The 19287-nt window shown below is 55.9% G+C and carries 11 protein-coding genes and 2 pseudogenes; 11 read left to right on the forward strand and 2 right to left on the reverse strand.

The window, feature by feature from the left end; genetic code table 11:
• The first annotated feature begins 157 nt into the window (after positions 1 to 157).
• From BIND_RS03575 to BIND_RS03605, 7 genes and pseudogenes are all read left to right on the forward strand, one after another.
• Positions 158 to 940 carry a cell division protein FtsQ/DivIB gene (locus tag BIND_RS03575; protein ID WP_244395953.1) on the forward strand — a complete coding sequence of 261 codons (783 nt, stop codon included), beginning with the start codon at positions 158 to 160 and terminating at the stop codon, positions 938 to 940.
• 6 nt (positions 941 to 946) lie between these two features.
• A complete protein-coding gene (gene ftsA / locus BIND_RS03580; protein WP_012383705.1) occupies positions 947 to 2263 on the forward strand; it encodes a cell division protein FtsA in 1317 nt (438 codons plus the stop codon).
• A gap of 195 nt (positions 2264 to 2458) precedes the next feature.
• On the forward strand, positions 2459 to 4291 hold the full coding sequence (ftsZ, locus tag BIND_RS03585) for a cell division protein FtsZ (RefSeq protein WP_012383706.1): 1833 nt from the start codon (positions 2459 to 2461) through the stop codon (positions 4289 to 4291).
• Positions 4292 to 4753: 462 nt separating this feature from the next.
• A pseudogene (locus tag BIND_RS03590) lies at positions 4754 to 5647 on the forward strand (outer membrane protein assembly factor BamD); the annotation flags it as partial.
• A 402-nt stretch (positions 5648 to 6049) separates the two neighbouring features.
• Positions 6050 to 7714, forward strand: coding sequence for a DNA repair protein RecN (gene recN / locus BIND_RS03595; protein WP_012383708.1), 1665 nt, complete (start codon positions 6050 to 6052; stop codon positions 7712 to 7714).
• Positions 7715 to 8107: 393 nt separating this feature from the next.
• Positions 8108 to 8533 carry a cupin domain-containing protein gene (locus BIND_RS03600; RefSeq protein ID WP_012383709.1) on the forward strand — a complete coding sequence of 142 codons (426 nt, stop codon included), beginning with the start codon at positions 8108 to 8110 and terminating at the stop codon, positions 8531 to 8533.
• Positions 8534 to 8605: 72 nt separating this feature from the next.
• Positions 8606 to 9499 carry an alpha/beta fold hydrolase gene (locus tag BIND_RS03605; protein ID WP_012383710.1) on the forward strand — a complete coding sequence of 298 codons (894 nt, stop codon included), beginning with the start codon at positions 8606 to 8608 and terminating at the stop codon, positions 9497 to 9499.
• Positions 9500 to 10505: 1006 nt separating this feature from the next.
• Here BIND_RS03605 and BIND_RS21185 read toward each other — a convergent pair.
• Together BIND_RS21185 and BIND_RS21190 are read right to left on the reverse strand one after the other, a co-directional pair.
• Positions 10506 to 10784, reverse strand: a complete 279-nt coding sequence (locus BIND_RS21185) for a hypothetical protein (RefSeq protein ID WP_148210545.1) — start codon at positions 10782 to 10784, stop codon at positions 10506 to 10508.
• Between the two features lie 18 nt (positions 10785 to 10802).
• Positions 10803 to 11168: a hypothetical protein gene (locus BIND_RS21190; protein ID WP_148210546.1), complete on the reverse strand. Its 366-nt coding sequence runs from the start codon at positions 11166 to 11168 to the stop codon at positions 10803 to 10805.
• 745 nt (positions 11169 to 11913) lie between these two features.
• Here BIND_RS21190 and BIND_RS20445 point away from each other — a divergent pair.
• The 4 genes and pseudogenes from BIND_RS20445 (at position 11914) to BIND_RS03635 (ending at position 19287) form a co-directional block, all read left to right on the forward strand.
• A pseudogene (locus tag BIND_RS20445) lies at positions 11914 to 12677 on the forward strand (IS5 family transposase).
• 86 nt (positions 12678 to 12763) lie between these two features.
• Entirely contained in the window at positions 12764 to 14863 is a 2100-nt protein-coding gene (ligA, locus tag BIND_RS03625; RefSeq protein ID WP_012383713.1) for an NAD-dependent DNA ligase LigA, read from the forward strand.
• A 444-nt stretch (positions 14864 to 15307) separates the two neighbouring features.
• Entirely contained in the window at positions 15308 to 18919 is a 3612-nt protein-coding gene (locus BIND_RS03630) for a CheR family methyltransferase (RefSeq protein WP_050763896.1), read from the forward strand.
• Positions 18916 to 19287: a response regulator gene (locus BIND_RS03635; protein WP_012383715.1), complete on the forward strand. Its 372-nt coding sequence runs from the start codon at positions 18916 to 18918 to the stop codon at positions 19285 to 19287. The genes BIND_RS03630 and BIND_RS03635 overlap by 4 nt, the downstream gene beginning before the upstream one ends.

Genomic DNA, 19287 nt, shown 5'->3' on the forward strand with positions numbered 1-19287 from the left:
AGCGGGGCTTGGCCCCGCGGCCTTCGCCTATGCGGGGACATCGGCCAGCGCGAGGAGCCAGTGGGTTTCCTTTGCACCGTCCGTCCGTCCCGGCGGGCGCTCGCCTGCTGAGCCTTCTTATGCCCGGAAGCTTGTGGCACGCTTGAGCGGCCCCGGCATGAGCATGATCTTGGCCCTCTCCTTTCTGGGCGCGGTCGGTCTTTATGGCGCGATCAAGGGTGGCGAATATGCCGCTTTCGTTGCTGAATATGGCGAGCCTCAGGATCTTGCCGCCAAGGCGATGGGGTTCGGCATCAAAGCGGTGACCATCGCGGGCACCCGGGAATTAAGCGAAGACGAGATTCTCGCCCAGGCCGGGATTGGTACGCGCAATTCCCTGTTGTTTCTGGATGTCGCGGCCGTCCGCGCGAATCTGTTGAATCTTGCTCTCGTCAAGAGCGTCAGCGTCAGCAAACTGTTTCCCAACCGGCTCCTGATCGAGGTCGAGGAACGCCAGCCTTTCGCGCTCTGGCAGAAGGATGGGAAGGTGCAGGTCGTCGCGCGCGATGGCAAATCGATCGATTGGCTGCGCGATGATCGTTTTCTTCGTCTGCCCTTGGTGACCGGCGACGGGGCGAATAATAAGCTCGACGAATATCTTGGCCTTCTCGATGCGGCGGGCGATCTGCGCGAGCAGATACGCGCGGGCATTTACGTTGCCAACCGGCGTTGGACGTTGTCGATGCGCAATGGCGTGGAAGTGCTGTTGCCGGAAGACGACCCCAAGGCGGCTGTCGCCGCGCTCGTGACCCTGCAGCGCCAGTCGCATGTGCTCGACAAGGACGTGATCTCACTCGATTTCCGCCAGCCCGGACGCATGGTCGCGCATCTTTCCGCCGAAGCCGCCGCCGAACGCGCTGAAATGCTGGCGCATAAAACCGCCAAGAAGAAGGGGGGCTAGCGTCTCATGAATCCTCCCACGCTCGCTCCTCGCCTCCGTCCTTTGCCGAGCCGCAAGAGCACGATTCTGTCTGTGCTCGATATTGGCACGTCCAAGATTGTCAGCCTGATCGCCAGGCTCAACCCTACCGAAGCCTCCGAGACCTTGCGGGGGCGCACGCATCGCTGTCGCATTCTCGGCATCGGCCATCAGCGTTCGCGCGGGATGAAGGGTGGCACTGTTGTCGACATGCTGGAAGCCGAGAGCGCGATCCGGCTTGCTGTTGACGCAGCCGAACGCATGGCCGGCGTGCAGGTCGAAAGCGTCATCATCAATGTGACGGGCGGCCGGCTCGCCTCGCAATTGTTCGACGCCAAGGTGGGTATTGTCTCCCGCGCGGTCGGCGAAAACGATGTGCATCGCGTGCTTGAGGCCTGCGCGCATCGCGGCGCCCAGCAGGGGCGAGCAGTGCTGCATGCCTTGCCCATGGGGTTTTCTCTCGGCGAGACACGGTCGATCCGCGATCCGCGCGGCATGATCGGCGATGAACTCGGCGCGGCCATGCATGTCCTGAGCTGCGATGCCGCTGCTGCCCGCAATCTGATGCTGGCGGTCGAGCGTTGTCATCTCAGCGTCGATGCCATGGTCGCCACCCCTTATGCGAGCGGTCTCTCGGCTCTAGTTGATGATGAAGCCGAACTCGGCACGGCGGTCATCGATATGGGGGGCGGCACGACCTCGATCGGCCTCTTTTCCGGCGGCTCGCTCGTGCATGTCGATGCTTTCGCGGTTGGTGGCCATCATGTCACCATGGATGTCGCGCGCGGCCTCAACATGCGCCTTGCCGATGCCGAACGGCTTAAAACTCTGCATGGCGCTTGTCTCGCCGCGAGCTCCGATGAGCGCGACATGATTGGTGTGACGCAGGCCGATGATGATGGTGATCACGCGACGCATGTGCCGAAATCGCATCTCGTGCGGATTATCAAGCCGAGGATCGAGGAAATTCTGGAACTGGTCCGCGATCGTCTGCATGCCGCCGGGTTTCCGGCCCATGCCGGCCGCAGGCTGGTGCTCACCGGCGGCGCCTGTCAATTGACAGGCCTGCCGGAAATGACCAAACGGATCGTCTCCGGTCAGGTTCGAATCGGACGCCCGCTCGGCGTTCAAGGGCTCCCGGATGTTGCGAAAAGCCCGGCCTTTTCGGCTTCTGTCGGCCTGATGATCTATCCGCAGGTCAGCGGGATCGAACATTTTCGGCCGGGCGTCGGGCATGCCCCGACGGATGCTGGTTCCGATCGTTATATGCGGCGGGTCGGGCGCTGGCTGCGCAATAGTTTCTGACATTTCTCGCCGGGGAATTTCGGTTTTTCGGCGTGAAAAGAAGATTTTCAAAACCGGGTTTTTCGAGACGTGGCGGCGGCACGAAAAACCCGAACAATTCAAAGCCCGGAGTTTGCTCCGGCGCCTTTGGTGGCAAAGGCGAATATTAACAACCTGGGCGGTTCCGGACCGGACGCCATGTCGAGAGGCCAGACAATGACGATCAATCTCAAAGCTCCGGAACTCCGGGAACTGAAACCCCATATTATGGTCTGCGGGGTGGGCGGTGCCGGTGGCAATGCGGTCAACAATATGATCGTGTCCGGATTGATTGGTGTCGAATTCATCGTCGCCAATACCGACGCGCAAGCGCTGACCGCGTCCAAGGCCGATCGCATCATCCAGATGGGCCTGCAAGTGACCGAGGGCCTCGGCGCCGGTTCGCAGCCCGAGGTCGGCCGCGCGGCAGCCGAAGAAGCGATCGAGGAAATTCGCGATCATCTTTCCGGCGCGCATATGTGCTTCGTGACGGCCGGTATGGGCGGTGGCACTGGCACGGGCGCAGCGCCTGTCATCGCGCGCGCTGCGCGCGACATGGGCATTTTGACGGTTGGTGTTGTCACCAAGCCGTTCCAGTTCGAGGGCGCGCGGCGTATGCGCGTCGCGGATGCCGGTATTACCGAATTGCAGAAATCGGTCGATACGCTGATCGTCATCCCGAACCAGAATCTGTTCCGTATCGCCAACGAAAAGACCACGTTCGCCGACGCCTTCGCGATGGCGGATCAGGTGCTTTATTCCGGTGTTGCCTGCATCACCGATCTGATGGTCAAGGAAGGCCTGATCAATCTCGATTTCGCCGACGTGCGGGCGATCATGCGGGAAATGGGCAAGGCGATGATGGGCACCGGCGAAGCCTCGGGCGACAAGCGCGCCCTGATGGCGGCCGAGGCCGCGATCGCCAATCCGCTGCTCGACGAAGTCTCCATGAAGGGCGCGCGCGGCCTGCTCATTTCCATCACGGGCGGTAACGACCTGACCCTTTACGAAGTCGACGAGGCGGCGAGCCGCATCCGTCAGGAAGTGGACGAGGACGCCAATATCATCCTTGGCGCGACGTTCGATCAGAGCCTCGATGGGATCGTGCGTGTGTCTGTCGTCGCGACGGGCATTGATCAGCCGATCGGCACACATGAATTGACGGCCGCTGAAAGCCGCATCAGCGAGGTTGCCAATCGATTGCGGGCGCAGACGGCGGCCCGGCCGATCGAGACCAGCCCGGCGCGCGCGCCGGTCGAGGTCTATACCGCACCGCAGCCGGTGCCGGCGGCTTATGAGAATGTCGCCGTGGCCGAGCAGGATTATGCATCCATGCCGCAGCCCCAGGTCGCCCAATTCGCGCAGGGCGCTCCGGCGCGTGCGCCTCAGGTTGCCCCGCAAGCCGGACTTCCCGCTCCCATGCAGGGCGGGCACGCTGCCAATGTGCAGGGTGTGCACGTGCAGCCGGTCGCACCGCAGGCTCCGCTCTATCCGGTGGCTCAGGCCCCGCAGCGTGTTGCCGAAGATCCTTATGCGCCCGGTCCCTTCATTCCCCCGGCGCCAGAAAATCCGGTGGTGCGGCAGCAGCGCATGCCGCGCCTTGAGGATCTGCCGATGCCGGTCCAGGAACAGATCCGCGCGCAGCGTGGCGAGGCCCCGGCTGAAAGCCATGGCGACGTGAAGCGCCGGACCTTGCTGGAGCGCCTGGCTTCCTTCGGGATTAGCCGTCAGGACGAAACCGCCGCCGTTTCACGTGAACGGCCGGCCGCTCCGGTTCACCCGCAACAGGCTCACGCCCATCAGGGCCAGCAGCGCCCCAGCGCGCCGCAGCCAGCCTATCCGGCGCAGCAGGCTCCCGGTCCCGTCCATGCTGAATATGGCAAACGCCCGGCCCAGGCGCCTTTGCAGCGTCCGGCTCAAGATCCTCATGGCCGCGCCGCCTATCCGCAACGCAGCCACGAGGAAGAGCAATTGGAAATCCCGGCCTTCCTGCGGCGGCAGTCGAGCTGAACACTCGGAGCGCCAAACCGAAAGTGGCCACCACTTTCGGATGAATGTGATGCCGTGACACTGGTCGCGGGTTTCGCGCCGTCCGGATTCGCAATGGCTTAGCTTGCGGATTCGGGCGGTTTTTGCACAATGGACCAGAGATCTTATCGGCTTCGACGCGAGTCAGCCTCTGAAATAAAATTCAACTTTGCTTCCGAATGGGGAAGTTTGGCGGGAAAAAGCCATACAATTTTCAAGAATTATGCTTTAGAGCAAGATCACATCGGGTTGAATGGATATTGGTGGGGAGCCAAGGTCCATCAGGACGAAGCCTTATACCATCGGTCATAAAGAAATGACTGCTGGACCAGTTTTGAATTTTCGCTAACACTCTGAAAAAGCGAAAACTCAAGAAGGGACTCAAAGGTCGCTTTGCGCGGCTTTTGATAGGGGATCCGAATTCGGCAACAAGCGAGCGGGCATATGACAGAGGTTTTCCATGTCACATCGAGGCTTTGGAAAGGCGCAGGCCTTGCCAAACGCGCGTTCCTGCTCTCGGTTTCGCTGCCGCTTGCCGCCTGTTCCTCCATGGGGGATTTCGACGCCTCAAAGAGCCTGAACCCGACGAATTGGTTCAAGGGCGAGAAATATGAGGCCAAGGTGATCCCTGACGTGCCGGCGGATGATATCTATAATCAGGGCCTCGTCCGCCTGCAGAAAAAGGATTATGAAGCGGCGGGCAAGAAATTCGCCGATCTCGAAAAGCAATATCCCTATTCTCAATGGCAGAAGAAGGGATTGCTGATGAGCGCTTATAGCCAATATCAAAATGGCAGTTATGACGACGCCATTGCGTCGGCGCAGCGCTATTACACGCTCTATCCCAATGCGCCGGATACGCCTTACGCCTATTATCTCGCGGCCATGTCCAATTATAACCAGATCCCGGATGTCAGCCGTGATCAGGAGCGCGCCCAGAAGGCGGCGGTGTTGTTTCAACAGATCGCCGAGAAATTTCCAAAATCGGAATATGGCGAAGACGCCAAATATAAATTGCAGGTCTGCCGTGACCAGCTGGCCGGCAAGGAAATGTTCGTCGGCCGTTATTATCTGAACAACCACAATTATATCGCCGCGGTGAATCGTTTCCGCGAAGTGCTGGCCAAATATCAGACGACCCGCCATTCGGAAGAAGCCTTGATGCGCTTGACCGAAGCCTATCTGGCGCTTGGCATCGTCAATGAGGCGCAGACGGCGGCGGCGGTCCTTGGCCATAACTTCCCGGATTCTCAATGGTACAAGGATTCCTATGCCCTGCTGCAGGACAAAGGCTTGCAGCCGCAGGAGGAAAAAGGCTCCTGGATCTCCAACATCTTTCCAAAAACTTGGGCGTTGGGGGATCACGGAAACAAACCGGCTGAGCCGGAGGTCAAAACGGCTGAGGCTCCTCCGCCACCGGCGATCACTCCCGTGCCGACCCGTACCCCGGCCCGCAGAGGTCCCGTTACATTGCCGACGGTCGCTCCGCCGGAAATGCGCGGTCCCGCCGAGACCAGCAGTGCCCAGCCGCCCGCAGAAGAAAATTGGTTCTCGCGCACATTCCACAAAATGTGGGCCTCGAATGACGGTGAAAGCAAGCCGGCGGGGCAAGCGAACTGAATTTTCTCGTTTAAATTTCTACCTCGGGAATTCTTTCTTGGCGCAAGGTGCAGGAAGGCTCTACATTCGGACGCCTTCCTGATCGCTTGGCCTATAAGAGGGAAGGGATCACCCGACCCCATGCTCGTTCAACTCAATATCCGTAATATCGTCCTGATCGACCGGCTCGATCTCGAACTTGGCTCCGGCTTGACCATACTGACGGGCGAGACGGGGGCCGGTAAATCGATCCTTCTCGATGCCTTTGCCCTGGCGCTTGGCGCACGGGGAGACGGGAGCCTTGTTCGGCAGGGGGAAACCCAGGGGCAGGTGACGGCGCTGTTCGAACTCGCCCCTGGCCATCCGGCTGTGGAGGCGGCGCGTGCGCAGGAGATCGAAACCGATGGCGCCTTGATCCTGCGCCGCGTCCAGATGGCCGATGGCAGAACCAGAGCCTTTATCAATGATCAGCCGGTCAGCGCTCAAGCCTTGCGCGCTATCGGCCGTGGCCTCGTCGAAATCCATGGCCAGCATGACGACAGGGCCTTGGTCAATCCCGCCTTGCATCGTCAATTGCTCGATTTTTATGGCGGCCTTGGCGGTGATGTCACCCGACTTCAAGAGGTCCATGCGCGCCTGCGCGGTTTGCGGCGGGAACAGTCCGAGGAAGAAGAACGGCTTCGAAAGGCCCGCGCGGACGCCGAATATCTGCGCCATGCCCATGCCGAACTGAATAAGCTCGCTGTCACGGACAATGAGGAAAATCATCTGGCCGAGCAGCGGGCCGTGATGATGCAGGCGGAAAAAGTGGCCGGCGAATTACGCGATGCCTATGACACGGTCGCCGGCGATCATGCGCCGATCCCCATGCTCTCTTCGACCTTGCGGCGGCTGGAGCGGCGAGAAACCCAGGCGCCGGCGCTGATCCAGCCTGTCGTGCAGGCGCTCGATGCGGCGCTGTCTGCGCTCGATCTCGCCGGCCAGGCCCTCGATACGGCGCTGAGGGAGGCCGACTATGATCCGCATGAATTGGAAAGGATCGAGGAGCGTCTTTTCGCCTTGCGTGCCGCTGCCCGCAAATATGCGGTGGCGACCGACCATCTCCCGGCTTTGGCGGATAAATTCGCCGAGGATCTGGCCTTGCTCGACGCCGGAGAGACGCGGCTCAAGCATCTGGCCGAAGCCGAGGCAGAAGCTGAGGCGGATTATCGGCGTTTGGCAAAGGATTTGACGGCTGCACGGCGCGCGGCGGCGGCGAGGCTCGATGCGGCGGTCATGGCTGAACTCCCGCCTCTGAAGCTCGAAAGCGCCAGTTTCATGACCGAAATCCGGGAAGAGACGCCTGGGCCGGAGGGCATGGATCAGGTCGAATTCTGGGTCAAGACCAATCCCGGAACAAGACCTGGGCCCTTGATGAAAGTGGCGTCGGGGGGCGAACTTGCCCGTTTCATGCTGGCTCTGAAAGTCGTGCTCGCCGATCGCGGCTCGGCGCCGACACTAGTGTTTGATGAGATCGATACGGGCGTTGGCGGTGCGGTCGCCGATGCGATTGGTCAAAGACTGGCTCGGCTTGCCGGCAAGGTGCAGGTTCTTGCCGTGACCCATGCGCCGCAGGTCGCGGCGAGGGCCAGCCAGCATTGGCGCATCGCCAAAGGGGCCGATGCGGAAGGGGAGAGCATAGCGACGCGGATCACGGTGCTGGCGTCGGCGGCGCGGCGCGAGGAAATTGCGCGGATGCTGGCCGGAGCGACGGTTACCGCGGAGGCGCGCGCCGCGGCCCGGCGGCTGATTGAAGGCGCGGCATGAAGGTTGTTGGAAAATTTTTTATGTATTTACAAATATTTACATAATTACATGTCTGGGTGGCCAACAGGCAGGACCAGAACGAAAATTCAAGAATATTTCGAAACTTATCCGTCACACATCTTGTAATATTTTTCGTTATTCATTCTTTTTTGTAAATAGTGAAATGCGCTCATGTGAAGGATGACGGCTTGGTGTTCTTATTTTTCCCGTTTATATGCGATGCACAATAATACCAAGTCTCGCGATGAGCGATGCTTGGTTCCTTGTCGAAATTTTCGCCTTTTCAAAGGTGTAGAGAAAATTTCGGAGTATCGCCAAGAGCCATTCTTGATGACTCTTGCCATGAGGTGATCCTTCGGGGCTGCCTTATGTCAGTTGAGTGGGGAAACCATCATGACCAATAACGCTTTCGTCAATTTGTTTTCACATATCAAACCGGGTGATACGGAATTCCGCACCGATGGTTTGCGGGATTTCTTCCAATATCGTGATCTCGGCGTCGCCGACGCGACGGGCGGCCGTGTGTTGGCGCAAGTTGTGAGAGCCAACAAGGCACCGGAGAAGGGCACGGGCTGGCATATTCACGAGGCGCAGTTCCATATCGTCATCATGCTGAAGGGTTGGGCGCGTTTCATGTATGGCGACAAGGAAACCCTGGTTTCCGCCGGTGACTGCGTGCATCAGCAGCCGGGCATCGTGCATTACCTTTTCGATTACTCGCCCGACATGGAATATATCGAGATCATCGGTCCGTCCGATTTCGCGAGCCCCGGTGTCGAAGGCCCCTGCGAAGTGCCGGCACCCACGCCCTGGGCGTAATCGATTGAAGGGACTATGCAGCCAGCTGAGGCTGGCTGCATCCGATTTTGCTTCCCGACTGGATGCAATGTCATGGATCTCCCTGTTACGACGCGTTTGATCGAGGCTAACGGTCTCATCTTCGAGATTGATGAATGCTTGCCCGCCAATGGCGATACGCGAAAGCTCGCGCTTTGCCTGCATGGATTTCCGGAATCGAAATTTTCCTGGAAACACCAATTGCCGTTGCTTGGGACGTTGGGCTACCGGGCCTGGGCGCCAAATTTGCGAGGCTATGGCGGAAGTTCACGCCCCAAAAGTGTCGGGGCCTATGGCCTTGATCATCTCGTCGCCGATGTGGAAGGTCTGATTGCGGCCTCCAAGGCCGAGGAGACCCTGTTGATCGGGCATGATTGGGGCGCAATCATTGCATGGCATTGCGCGATGCGGAAAATCCGCACCTTGAGCCGCCTCGTCATTATGAATGTGCCGCATCCAACGCGCTATATCGAGGAGATCGCCGTCAATCCAGCGCAGCGGCGCAAGAGCTGGTATGTCCTCTTCTTCCAATTGCCGCGGATTCCTGAATTTGTGCTCACGCGCAACAAGGCGCGGGCCATATCCGGCATCATCTTGAAAATGGCGGTCGACAGGAGCCGCTTTCCCGCTGAGGTTCTGGACCAGTATCGCGCCAATGCTCTGATCCCTGGCGCGATGACGGCGATGCTCAATTATTACCGCGCGGCTTTTCGCGCTGGCCGCAAGGCCATGGCTCCCTCACAAAACCGCGTCGAGGTTCCGACCCTGATCATCTGGGGCGAGGAAGACGGGGCGCTGGAAAAATCCCTCGTTTTCGGCACCGAACGTTTCGTGTCGGACCTGACGGTGCGCTTCCTCCCCGGTGTATCCCATTGGGTGCAGCAGGAAGCACCCGAAACGGTCAACGCAATCCTCCGCGCGTGGCTGACGCATGTACCGAGCCTCTAATAGGGGAGAGATCACATTGTGTCATGGGCTCCGGCGGGGGAAGATTTCCAGACTCGAGCGAAGCGGCAGCGATTTCTGGAATTCCATCATCGCTTGATAGGCCTTTTCCCTGGGAAATATTATCCGCAAGGGCCATGTGTATATAGGGGTCATCAAGGGAGAATATAACGCTTAGGCTCTTATTAACATAAAATATTGAAAGCAATTCTATGAATATGACGCTTGCGATAATTGAATATGAGATAAGAAAAATATTTTCTTTACGCATGAAAGGATCACCTATGATGCGATAATTGCTAAAATATTCTTCAATATGATGAGAAATTTAGAAAAATCTATAGATCTTCCGGGGAGGTGAGGGGCTTATACGGAGATGATCCCTCTCCTTGCGTGTCCGTCAATGGGTCTCATCTTAGACCGCGGGTCATGAGAACACTGATGGATGGGGCTGAAAAAAGTCGGGGCTACGCTGCTGCGGTAAATCACGCGCCTGTATTCATTGCGGAAAGCACGTCTCTATCAGTATGAATTAAGCTATCTACAGTCGCGACCAAGTCAATACTTTACTCATTTAAACATCTCCGCAATGATCGTGGCTATAAAGATGGCTGTCCAGGTCAAAATGCAGGAAGAAATTAAAAACAGAACTTTGTTATTTAGAACCCAATTTTGTATCTGCGGATACCGGATCGGCATCCTAAAGATACTCACCATAAATGGAATTGAACTTATCAGCATCAATTTTAACAAGAATATCCGATACGGAATGTTATTCCCGTTGATGATTGCCAAAAGTATAAATAGGGGGAATGCCGAGAAAAATGCTATGAATATGATATCAATGGCCCGTTTCATATATTTTATTTCCCGCGTTGGAACGCAGTCTTCAGTTGTGATGAAATTTATTGATAATTTGCATACATACTAATTTGTTCAGCGCATTGCATGCAGTTCTTGATTTGGCATTAACTTTCAAAATGTGACACAATACCCAGTATTGTCCTTGTTAAATAAAGGTAGCAATAACCAAGTACCATGATACCGATGAGGGCAATATCCAAGAATGAGAAGCGAGGAGAAGGCATTTGATGCACTCGCCGATAGCTGTGCCCAGCGCCAGCGAAATTGTTGTGCCAGGATTCACAGTGGAGAACAGTCCCGCCAAAGCGGCGGCTCCCTGCGCCTCCGTATTTAGCTTCGACAACACATCTGGCGACAACGTAAGGAACGCATCAATATTTGCGGCGATTGATGTGCCTTTGCCTATAATATCTATTGTGGTCATGGTCTTATTCTCTTTAATTCATCTTAAGTAACTTCCTAATAATCCACTTATTATGAATATTATAAATCCTGATATTATGAATATTATAAAAAATAATATCGGATGTTCTTCTCTTAGTCTCGTGACTGGCCTCATAAACGCAAGTAATTCAGGATATCGAAGAACCCACCATACAAAGGACAGAAAAAATGGAATTATGGTAATAAAGGAAAGAATGACTAATATATTAATAGCTTTTCGATTTTCGGAAAACAGGAAAAATGAAATCATACATGCCGGAAACAACAAAATAAATATTGTCGATAATGTCTTATCTACATTATTCGATGTAATTCCTGCAATTTTTTCTTTTAAGATTTCTGGTATTATTTCATCATCCTTCACGGCGATCTCCTAACGTGTGTGGCAAGGTTGTTTGTGCCGCGTTACGGGACCAATTTCGAGTGTATTAACAGTTTGCATTTCTCCCATTTTTCTTGGGCAAGAGGGAGATTGGGCACAGATCCCGGGAATGCTATAAATATGAAAGCAGAGAAACGTAAGCGATGAACAAGCATGTCAAAGCTTCCTAGGCGAAGAATAAGAGTGATATCCGATAGTGAAAAAAACGAGGAGAAGACATTTGATGTACTCGACGATAGCTAAAAATGATAAGCGTAATAATTATCAGTATTGGCGTTAGAAAGACCATAGGAACATACATGACGCTGCCAAGGAGGAATTGCCCCCAACCTTACCCGCGCCCAGAGAACCAGAAAGCCGGGCGCAGCAACGAACACGTACATCAACTCCCGCGAAATCTGCCTCCCTTGCGGTTGAGGAGCAGCCAGAGAGGCACACAGAGATAGACCAGGAGCGGCTGATTACGGATGATCGCTAAAGCTGTATCGTTCGATAGAGTCAAGATCATCAATTTCCGATGACATTCATTGTGCGTGCATTTCATTGATACTGATTTGCTGAGAGAAATCCATCCGAACCTCCTTAGATTAGACCACATATCCGCCGTTTCAGGTCTGTTAAATTTTCGTTGGCAAGAGCCAGGGGCGAGGGCCTAGGTCGTAAACTCATAAATTCGCTTTGCGATTGTCAGTTTGCATGATTCAAGGCTTCCAAAAGAGGAAGCCAGATGACGCGCCGCCGCTACGAACTCACCGACCATGAATGGTGGATCCTGTCGCCTCTATTGCCCAACAAACCGCGTGGCGTTGCTCGCGTCGATGATCGGCGGGTGCTGAATGGCATTCTTTGGCGGTTCCGAACGGGCTCGCCTTGGGCAGAGATTCCAGAGCGCTACGGCCCACCGACCACTTGCTACAACCGCTTTGTGCGGTGGCGGAAAGCCGGGGTCTGGGATCGGCTTCTCGACGCGGTTTCAGAGGCTTACGACGGTGACATCGTCATGATTGACTCGACCTGTGTTCGCGTTCACCAGCACGCGGCTACGGGAAAAAAGGGGATGGAGACGATGGCGGCATGGGACGTTCCCGCGGCGGGCTCACCAGCAAAATCCATGCTCTCGTCGATGCCGAAGGGCGCCCCGTCACCCTCCGCTTAACCGGCGGTCAGGTCGCGGACTGCACCGAAGCCGATGCGTTGACCGATGGTCTCGGCGAAGGAGACATCCTGCTGGCCGACAAGGGTTATGATAGCAACGCTATCCGAGCCAAGGCGGCGGAGCGGAAAGCCTGGGCCAACATCCCACCAAAAGACAATCGCAAGGGGAGCTTCTCCTTCTCGCGTTGGGTCTATCGGCAACGCAACCTCGTGGAACGGTTCTTTAACCGGATCAAGCAGTTCCGCGGCATCGCAACACGCTACGACAAAGACCCCGCCAACTTCCTCGCCGCTATCAAACTCGTCGCGATAAGAATTTGGTGCCAAAGTTTATGAGTCGACGCCCTAGTGCACCGGGAACAAGCAAATAGCCTTCAAGAGTCCTCTTTTCGCCTCTGTAGCGGCCATGCTAATCATGCGGCATGACCGTGCAAAAACCCATCGAGAGCCTCAGCCCTGCCCAGGCGAAGCGCGAACATAGACGTCTCGGTGAACAGATCACCGAGCACGATCGGCTTTATTATCAGGAAGATGCGCCGAGGGTCTCCGACGCCGAATATGATGCCTTGCGCCGCCGCTACGAGGCGCTCGAGACGGCTTTTCCGGAGCTTGTCAGCGCTGAATCCCTGACCAAGAAGATTGGCGCGGCACCGGCCGAGAAATTCGCCAAAATCATTCATAAAGTGCCCATGCTGTCGCTGGCCAATATTTTCAGCGATGAGGAAGTCGGTGAATTCGTTGCGCGTGTGCGTCGTTTTCTCGGGCTTGGCGCTGACGCGCCGCTGGCCATCAGTGCCGAGCCGAAGATCGACGGTCTGTCCTGTTCCTTGCGCTATGAAGGCGGCTATCTCGTCCAGGCGGCGACGCGCGGCGACGGCTATGAGGGCGAGGATGTGACCGCCAATGTGCGGACGATCCAAGAAATCCCGCACCAGCTCCAGGGCCATGCGCCCGAAATTCTGGAGGTTCGCGGCGAGGTCTATATGACCCATGCCGATTTCGCCGCGCTCAACGAGAGACAGGAAGCGGCGGGCAAAACAATCTTTGCCAATCCACGCAATTCGGCGGCGGGTTCCTTGCGCCAGCTCGATCCCAAGGTCACCGCGGGGCGCCCCTTGCATTTCTTCGCCTATGCCTGGGGCGAGGCCAGTGAGGAACCAGCCGACACACAAATGGGCATGGTCACGGCCTTCAAGGCCTTTGGCCTGCCGGTCAACCCGCTCATGCAGCTTTGCCATTCGGCGGAGGACTTGATCGCCCATTATCATGACATCGAGGCACGGCGGGCCTTGCTCGATTATGATATCGATGGCGTGGTCTACAAGGTCAATTCCATTGCCTTGCAGAAGCGTCTTGGATTTGTGTCGCGCGCGCCGCGCTGGGCGACTGCGCATAAATTTCCGGCCGAAAAGGCTGTGACGCTGTTACGCGATATTGAGATCCAGGTTGGCCGCACGGGCGCGCTGACGCCGGTCGCTCGGCTTGAGCCGATTACCGTCGGCGGTGTTGTCGTTTCCAATGCGACCTTGCACAATGAGGATGAGATTGCGCGCAAGGACATACGCATCGGCGATATGGTGATGATCCAGCGTGCCGGCGATGTCATTCCGCAAATTTTGGGTCCGATCCTCGATAAACGCCCCCAGGATGCGCAACCCTATGAATTTCCGCAGGTCTGTCCGGTTTGTGGCTCAGCGGCGATCCGTGAGATCGATCCGAAAACCGGGACCGCCGATGTCGTGCGCCGTTGCACGGGCGGGCTCGTCTGCGCCGCGCAGGTCGTGGAGCGCCTCAAACATTTCGCGTCCCGCAATGCGTTCGATATCGAGGGTTTGGGGGACAAGCAGATCGAGCAATTCTATCATGATGGGCTGATCCATACGCCCGTCGATATTTTCACTTTGCAAGAGCGTGATGCGCGAAGCCTGAAGAAATTGAAGGATCGCGAGGGCTATGGAGAAACCTCGGTGCGCAATCTGTTTCAGGCGATCGAGGCGCGCCGGCATATTCCCGTCAACCGTTTCATTTATGCGCTTGGCATCAGGCATGTGGGCGAGACCAATGCCCGCCGCGCGGCGCGCGCCTTTGGCACATTCGACGCCTTGCGCGCAGTCGCAAGCCGGGCAGAGGAGGGCTCGGAGGAACGGTCCGAACTCACCAATGTCGAGGGTTTCGGGCCTGTGGTTGCCGAGGCCATTTTCGATTTCTTCCATGAGCAACACAATCAAGACGTGCTCGATGGTCTCTTGGAGCAGGTGACGCCGGAGCCTATGGAGGCCGTGGCGAAAGAAAGTCCCGTGGCGGGCAAGACGGTCGTCTTCACCGGCGCGCTCGAACATATGACGCGCGAGGAAGCCAAGGCCCAAGCCGAACGGCTTGGAGCCAAGGTCGCGGGCTCTGTCTCGAAAAAGACCGATCTCGTCGTCGCGGGTCCAGGAGCAGGAAGCAAGCTTGCCAAGGCGGCGGAACTGAACATCGAGACGATTAGCGAGGAAGACTGGCTGAAGCTTGTCGGGGAATAAGCCCTTCCTGTCATTCGGTGCGGACAGGAACCAGAAAGCTGGACGTCAGTTGCCCATCGAGTGCGGAAGGATTGGGCCTATGAGGAAGAGGCGACGATTTCCTTTTTTGTCCTATGCGGGATCAGGGCGAGATCGACCGGCTCTAGACTGGTATGGCCGTTGGAGGATCCGTCTTGCAATGGCTGATCGGGCCGAAGGCTGCATCGCTCATCGTCCAGTTAACGAGCAATGCCACAGGCGTAGAATGTGAGACCCTTCTTTAGGGTTTCGATTCTAACATCAAGATAGTGGATATAGCCTTGTTCAATCCTTGTCTTCCAAAGATAATCTCTTGCCGAATTTGGTTTAGGGATTGTCTACAGCATCGGTTTCGCAACAGGACTATTGGGAAATGGATGGCTTATATAAATACCATCAATTGCATATAGGGTAGAAAGGCGCATCTTGGCTGATAAATCGCGCCAAACGCGCAAAAGCAAAGTCATGGGAAGGCGGGAAGCTGTAGCGGATAATCCGACCAGTTCTGAAAGCGCTGATTCACGGCTGGTGGGACCGGAACAGACGCATTTGATCATAGGCCTTGGAGCCTCGGTTGGGGGGCTCGATGCTTTTAAAACATTCTTTTCCAAGATGCCGACCGCCAGCGGAATGTCCTTCGTGCTGGTTCAGCACCTTGATCCAAACTTCAACAGTTCTCTGGTGGAAATTGTCACTGGCTTTACCGCAATGCCAGTCCAACTCGCCCAAGACGGGACAAACGTTGCCCCCGATCAAGTGTATGTCATTCCGCCAGACTCCATCTTGACGATTGAAAGCGGTATCCTCCATGTCACCCAGGCCGTACAGGTGGCCGCCCGTCGAACGATTATCAACACGTTTCTCACCTCGCTCGCCGAGGACCATGGTGAGAACGCCGTTGGCATCATTCTCTCTGGTTATGGGAGCGATGGGGCGCTTGGTATCGAGGCGATCAAGGAACATGGCGGCTTAACCATCAGCCAGGCCGAATTCGATCATCATGCCAAAAGTGGTATGCCACAGAGTGCGGTGTCCAGCGGCTTCGTTGATCACGTGCTCCCGGTTGAGGATATGCCGGCCGCGTTGATGGACTATCGTCGGCACCGTGCGATCTATGATAGCGCAAATGGGCCGGATGGTATCCGCAGGGACATGGCACGCCATCTCCCAACGATCTGCGCAATTTTGCACAGCAGGCTTGGCCGAGACTTCAGCCAATACAAGACTGGCACTTTGATGCGGCGAATCCAGCGTCGGATGCATGTGCTGCAGACGGGGAAAGTTTCTTCCTATATCGAGCAATTAAGAACGCTGCCGAAAGAGGCTGAATCGCTGTTTCGCGAGCTTTTGATTGGCGTCACCTATTTTTTTCGTAACCCGGAATCGTTCGAGGCACTCGAAACAAAAATCCTGCCGGGCCTGCTAGCTGATAACCACAATACCGGCCCAGTCCGAATATGGGTGCCAGGATGCGCGACAGGTGAGGAGGCCTACTCGCTCGCGATTATTCTGAAGGAGTCAATGGCGCGGCTACGACGTCAACGTCAGGTCCAAATTTTCGCAACCGATGTCGACGACCGGGCGATCGAATTCGCACGGGCTGGCTTGTATAATGCTGCGATTGCTTCGCATTTTTCCGCAGAGCGTTTGGAGAAGAATTTCGTCAAGGATTGCGGAAATTACCGCGTTGCCAAGGACATCCGCGAGATGTGCTTGTTCTCGACACACGATCTTGTCAGGGATCCGCCGTTTTCCCGGCTGGACCTGGTGAGTTGCCGTAATCTGTTGATCTATTTCGAGAGCGCATTGCAGCAACGGTGCTTTACCACTTTTCATTACGCCTTGCGGCCTGGCGGCCATTTGCTTCTTGGCCCTTCGGAGAGTGTCCCCACGCAGTCTCGTCTCTTCGCGCCAGTGGACAAACGACATCGGATCTATGTCAGGCGGGATACGGTGGCGAGTTTTCCCACTTTTCCTCTGCCACGCTGGGTGGGAGGTGAAACGTCGCAGAAATTTGTGAAGCTTCCTGCTGGTGATGATATCGAGCGCCAAGCCGCCCACGTCATTGCTCAGTATGCGCCGGCCTATGTGATCGTCGATCGCGGTCATAATATTCTGCGGTTCTCCGGGCAGATTGCAAAATATTTGGAACCGACAACCGGCGTTGCAAGCCTCAATCTGTTCACTTTGCTGCACACGGATCTGCGGCCAGCTGTTCGTGCCGCGCTCAAAAAAGCCGTGGCGAGCGGGGCAACGGTCCAGCCAGAGACCGTCAGCTTTGGGGCGGGTGGCCAGTACGAGACTCTTAACCTGATTGTCGAGCCTCTCCCCAATTCAGAAGAAGTTGGCCTATTTCTTATTTTATTCCAAGATGTTGGTCGATTTACGCGGATGTCGCAAGAGGCGCCAGTAACGGCCGCTAGCGATGAAGGCAGTAAGGCCACTCTTCAGGACCTCAACAGCGAACTGCGCGGAACGAGGGAACGCCTTCGTAAAGTCACAGAAGAGTTGGAGGCAGCCAATGAGGAACTGCAATCTTCCAGTGAGGAATATCTGTCGGTCAACGAAGAACTGCAATCAACGAATGAGGAACTAGAAACTTCGAAAGAGGAACTGCAATCGCTCAATGAAGAGCTCCAGACTATGAATTCAGAGCTGAACAACAGGAATGAAAGTCTTGTTCGTTCGAACAGCGACCTCTCGAACTTGTTCGACAGCACATCGATTGCAATTCTCTTTCTGGACAGCAACCTGTGCATTCGGCGCTTCACCTCCCGTTTCCTCGAATTGTTTAACGTAAGAGAAGGAGATGAAGGGCGACCGATCAGTAACATTGTTACACGCCTTACGCATGATAGTTTGGTCACCGACGCGCAGCAGGTTCTGCGCACTTTGACCCCCGTTGAACGAGAGGTTTCGGTCGCGAATGGCCCAAGTTTCTTGATGCAGATTCGGCCATATCGAAGTTTGAACAATGTCATTGATGGTGTAGTCGTCACATTCGTTGATATCACGGAGCGCAAGCAGCATGAGCAGGCACGCGCGCTGCTTGCGGCGATCGTCGAGTCGTCTCAGGACGCAATCATCAGCCACGATCTGGATGGCACTGTCACGAGCTGGAATACAGGCGCCGAGCGACTCTTCGATTATTCGGCCTCGGAGGCAATCGGGCAACCTATGTCCATGTTGTTGGGAGGGACATTGCTCGATGACTGGGCAAATATACAAGCAAAATTGCAAAAAGGCGAACAGGTCGCCCGATTTGACAGCATCAGATTTGCCAAGGGAGGGCGATCGATCGATGTTTCGATCACAATATCGCCTGTCAAGGAAATTGGTGGACGGATCGTCGGTGCCTCCGTGGTCGCGCGAGATATCACTGATCTCAAAGATGCCGAACAGAAAACTGCTCTCCTCCTTAGTGAGCTCGATCATCGCGTAAAGAATATTCTGGCGATTGTGTCCGCTGTCGTTTCACAAACGCTTAAGACCAGTTCTACGCCGGAGGCTTTCGCGGCTGAGATTGAAGGCCGCATAAAAGCCATCACCATGGCACACAGCCTATTGACACAGGCCGGGCAAGGCACGATGTCGCTTCGTGCCGTTATCGAGACGGAACTCGCACCCTATCGTCGTGAAAACGGCAATTTTATCATAACCGGCCGCGATGTCCTGCTGACTCCGAAGGCAGGCTTGGCTCTGGCGATGGCCGTCCACGAACTTGCCAGCAACGCGGCCAAATATGGCGCGCTTTCGACGTCTTCCGGTCATCTCCATGTTATATGGGAGATGAGGAACAGAACCGACAATCCCCTATTGTTACTCACCTGGACAGAAAGCGGCGGACCAGAGGTACAGCCGCCCCTTCGCGAGGGTTTTGGAACGATGCTGATCGAGAAGGCTCTGACCTATGAGTTTGATGCGGAAGTCCAGCGAAATTTTTTGAGGCCTGGGCTTTGTTGCACATTCAAGATCCCGCTGACCCCCGAGTTTGGATACATGAACGCGACAGGTGATGCGGAGCGGGAAACCCGATGATCGTTAGCAAACTAACCGGGCGCCGTGTCCTTGTCGTGGAAGACGAGATTCTCATCGCCGTGATGATCGAGGAAGTTCTGCTGGATCTCGGTTGCATTGTCGTCGGGCCGATCGGCAAGCTCGAGGCCGCAATGCAATTGGCAAGAGATGAAGCCCTAGACATGGCTATCCTGGACGTCAGTATTCGCGGAGGGTATGTTTATCCGGTTGCTGAGCGACTTCTAGCCCGCGATATTCCCATTATACTGGCCAGCGGCTATGGGGGCTGGGCTCTTCCAGAAAACCTTCGTGATCAGCCTCGGTTGACCAAGCCTTTCACAACCCAGGAACTTGAAAGCCAGATCAGGGCATGTTGTCGTCAGGTTTGA

This window comes from Beijerinckia indica subsp. indica ATCC 9039 (assembly GCF_000019845.1).
Lineage (GTDB): Bacteria > Pseudomonadota > Alphaproteobacteria > Rhizobiales > Beijerinckiaceae > Beijerinckia > Beijerinckia indica.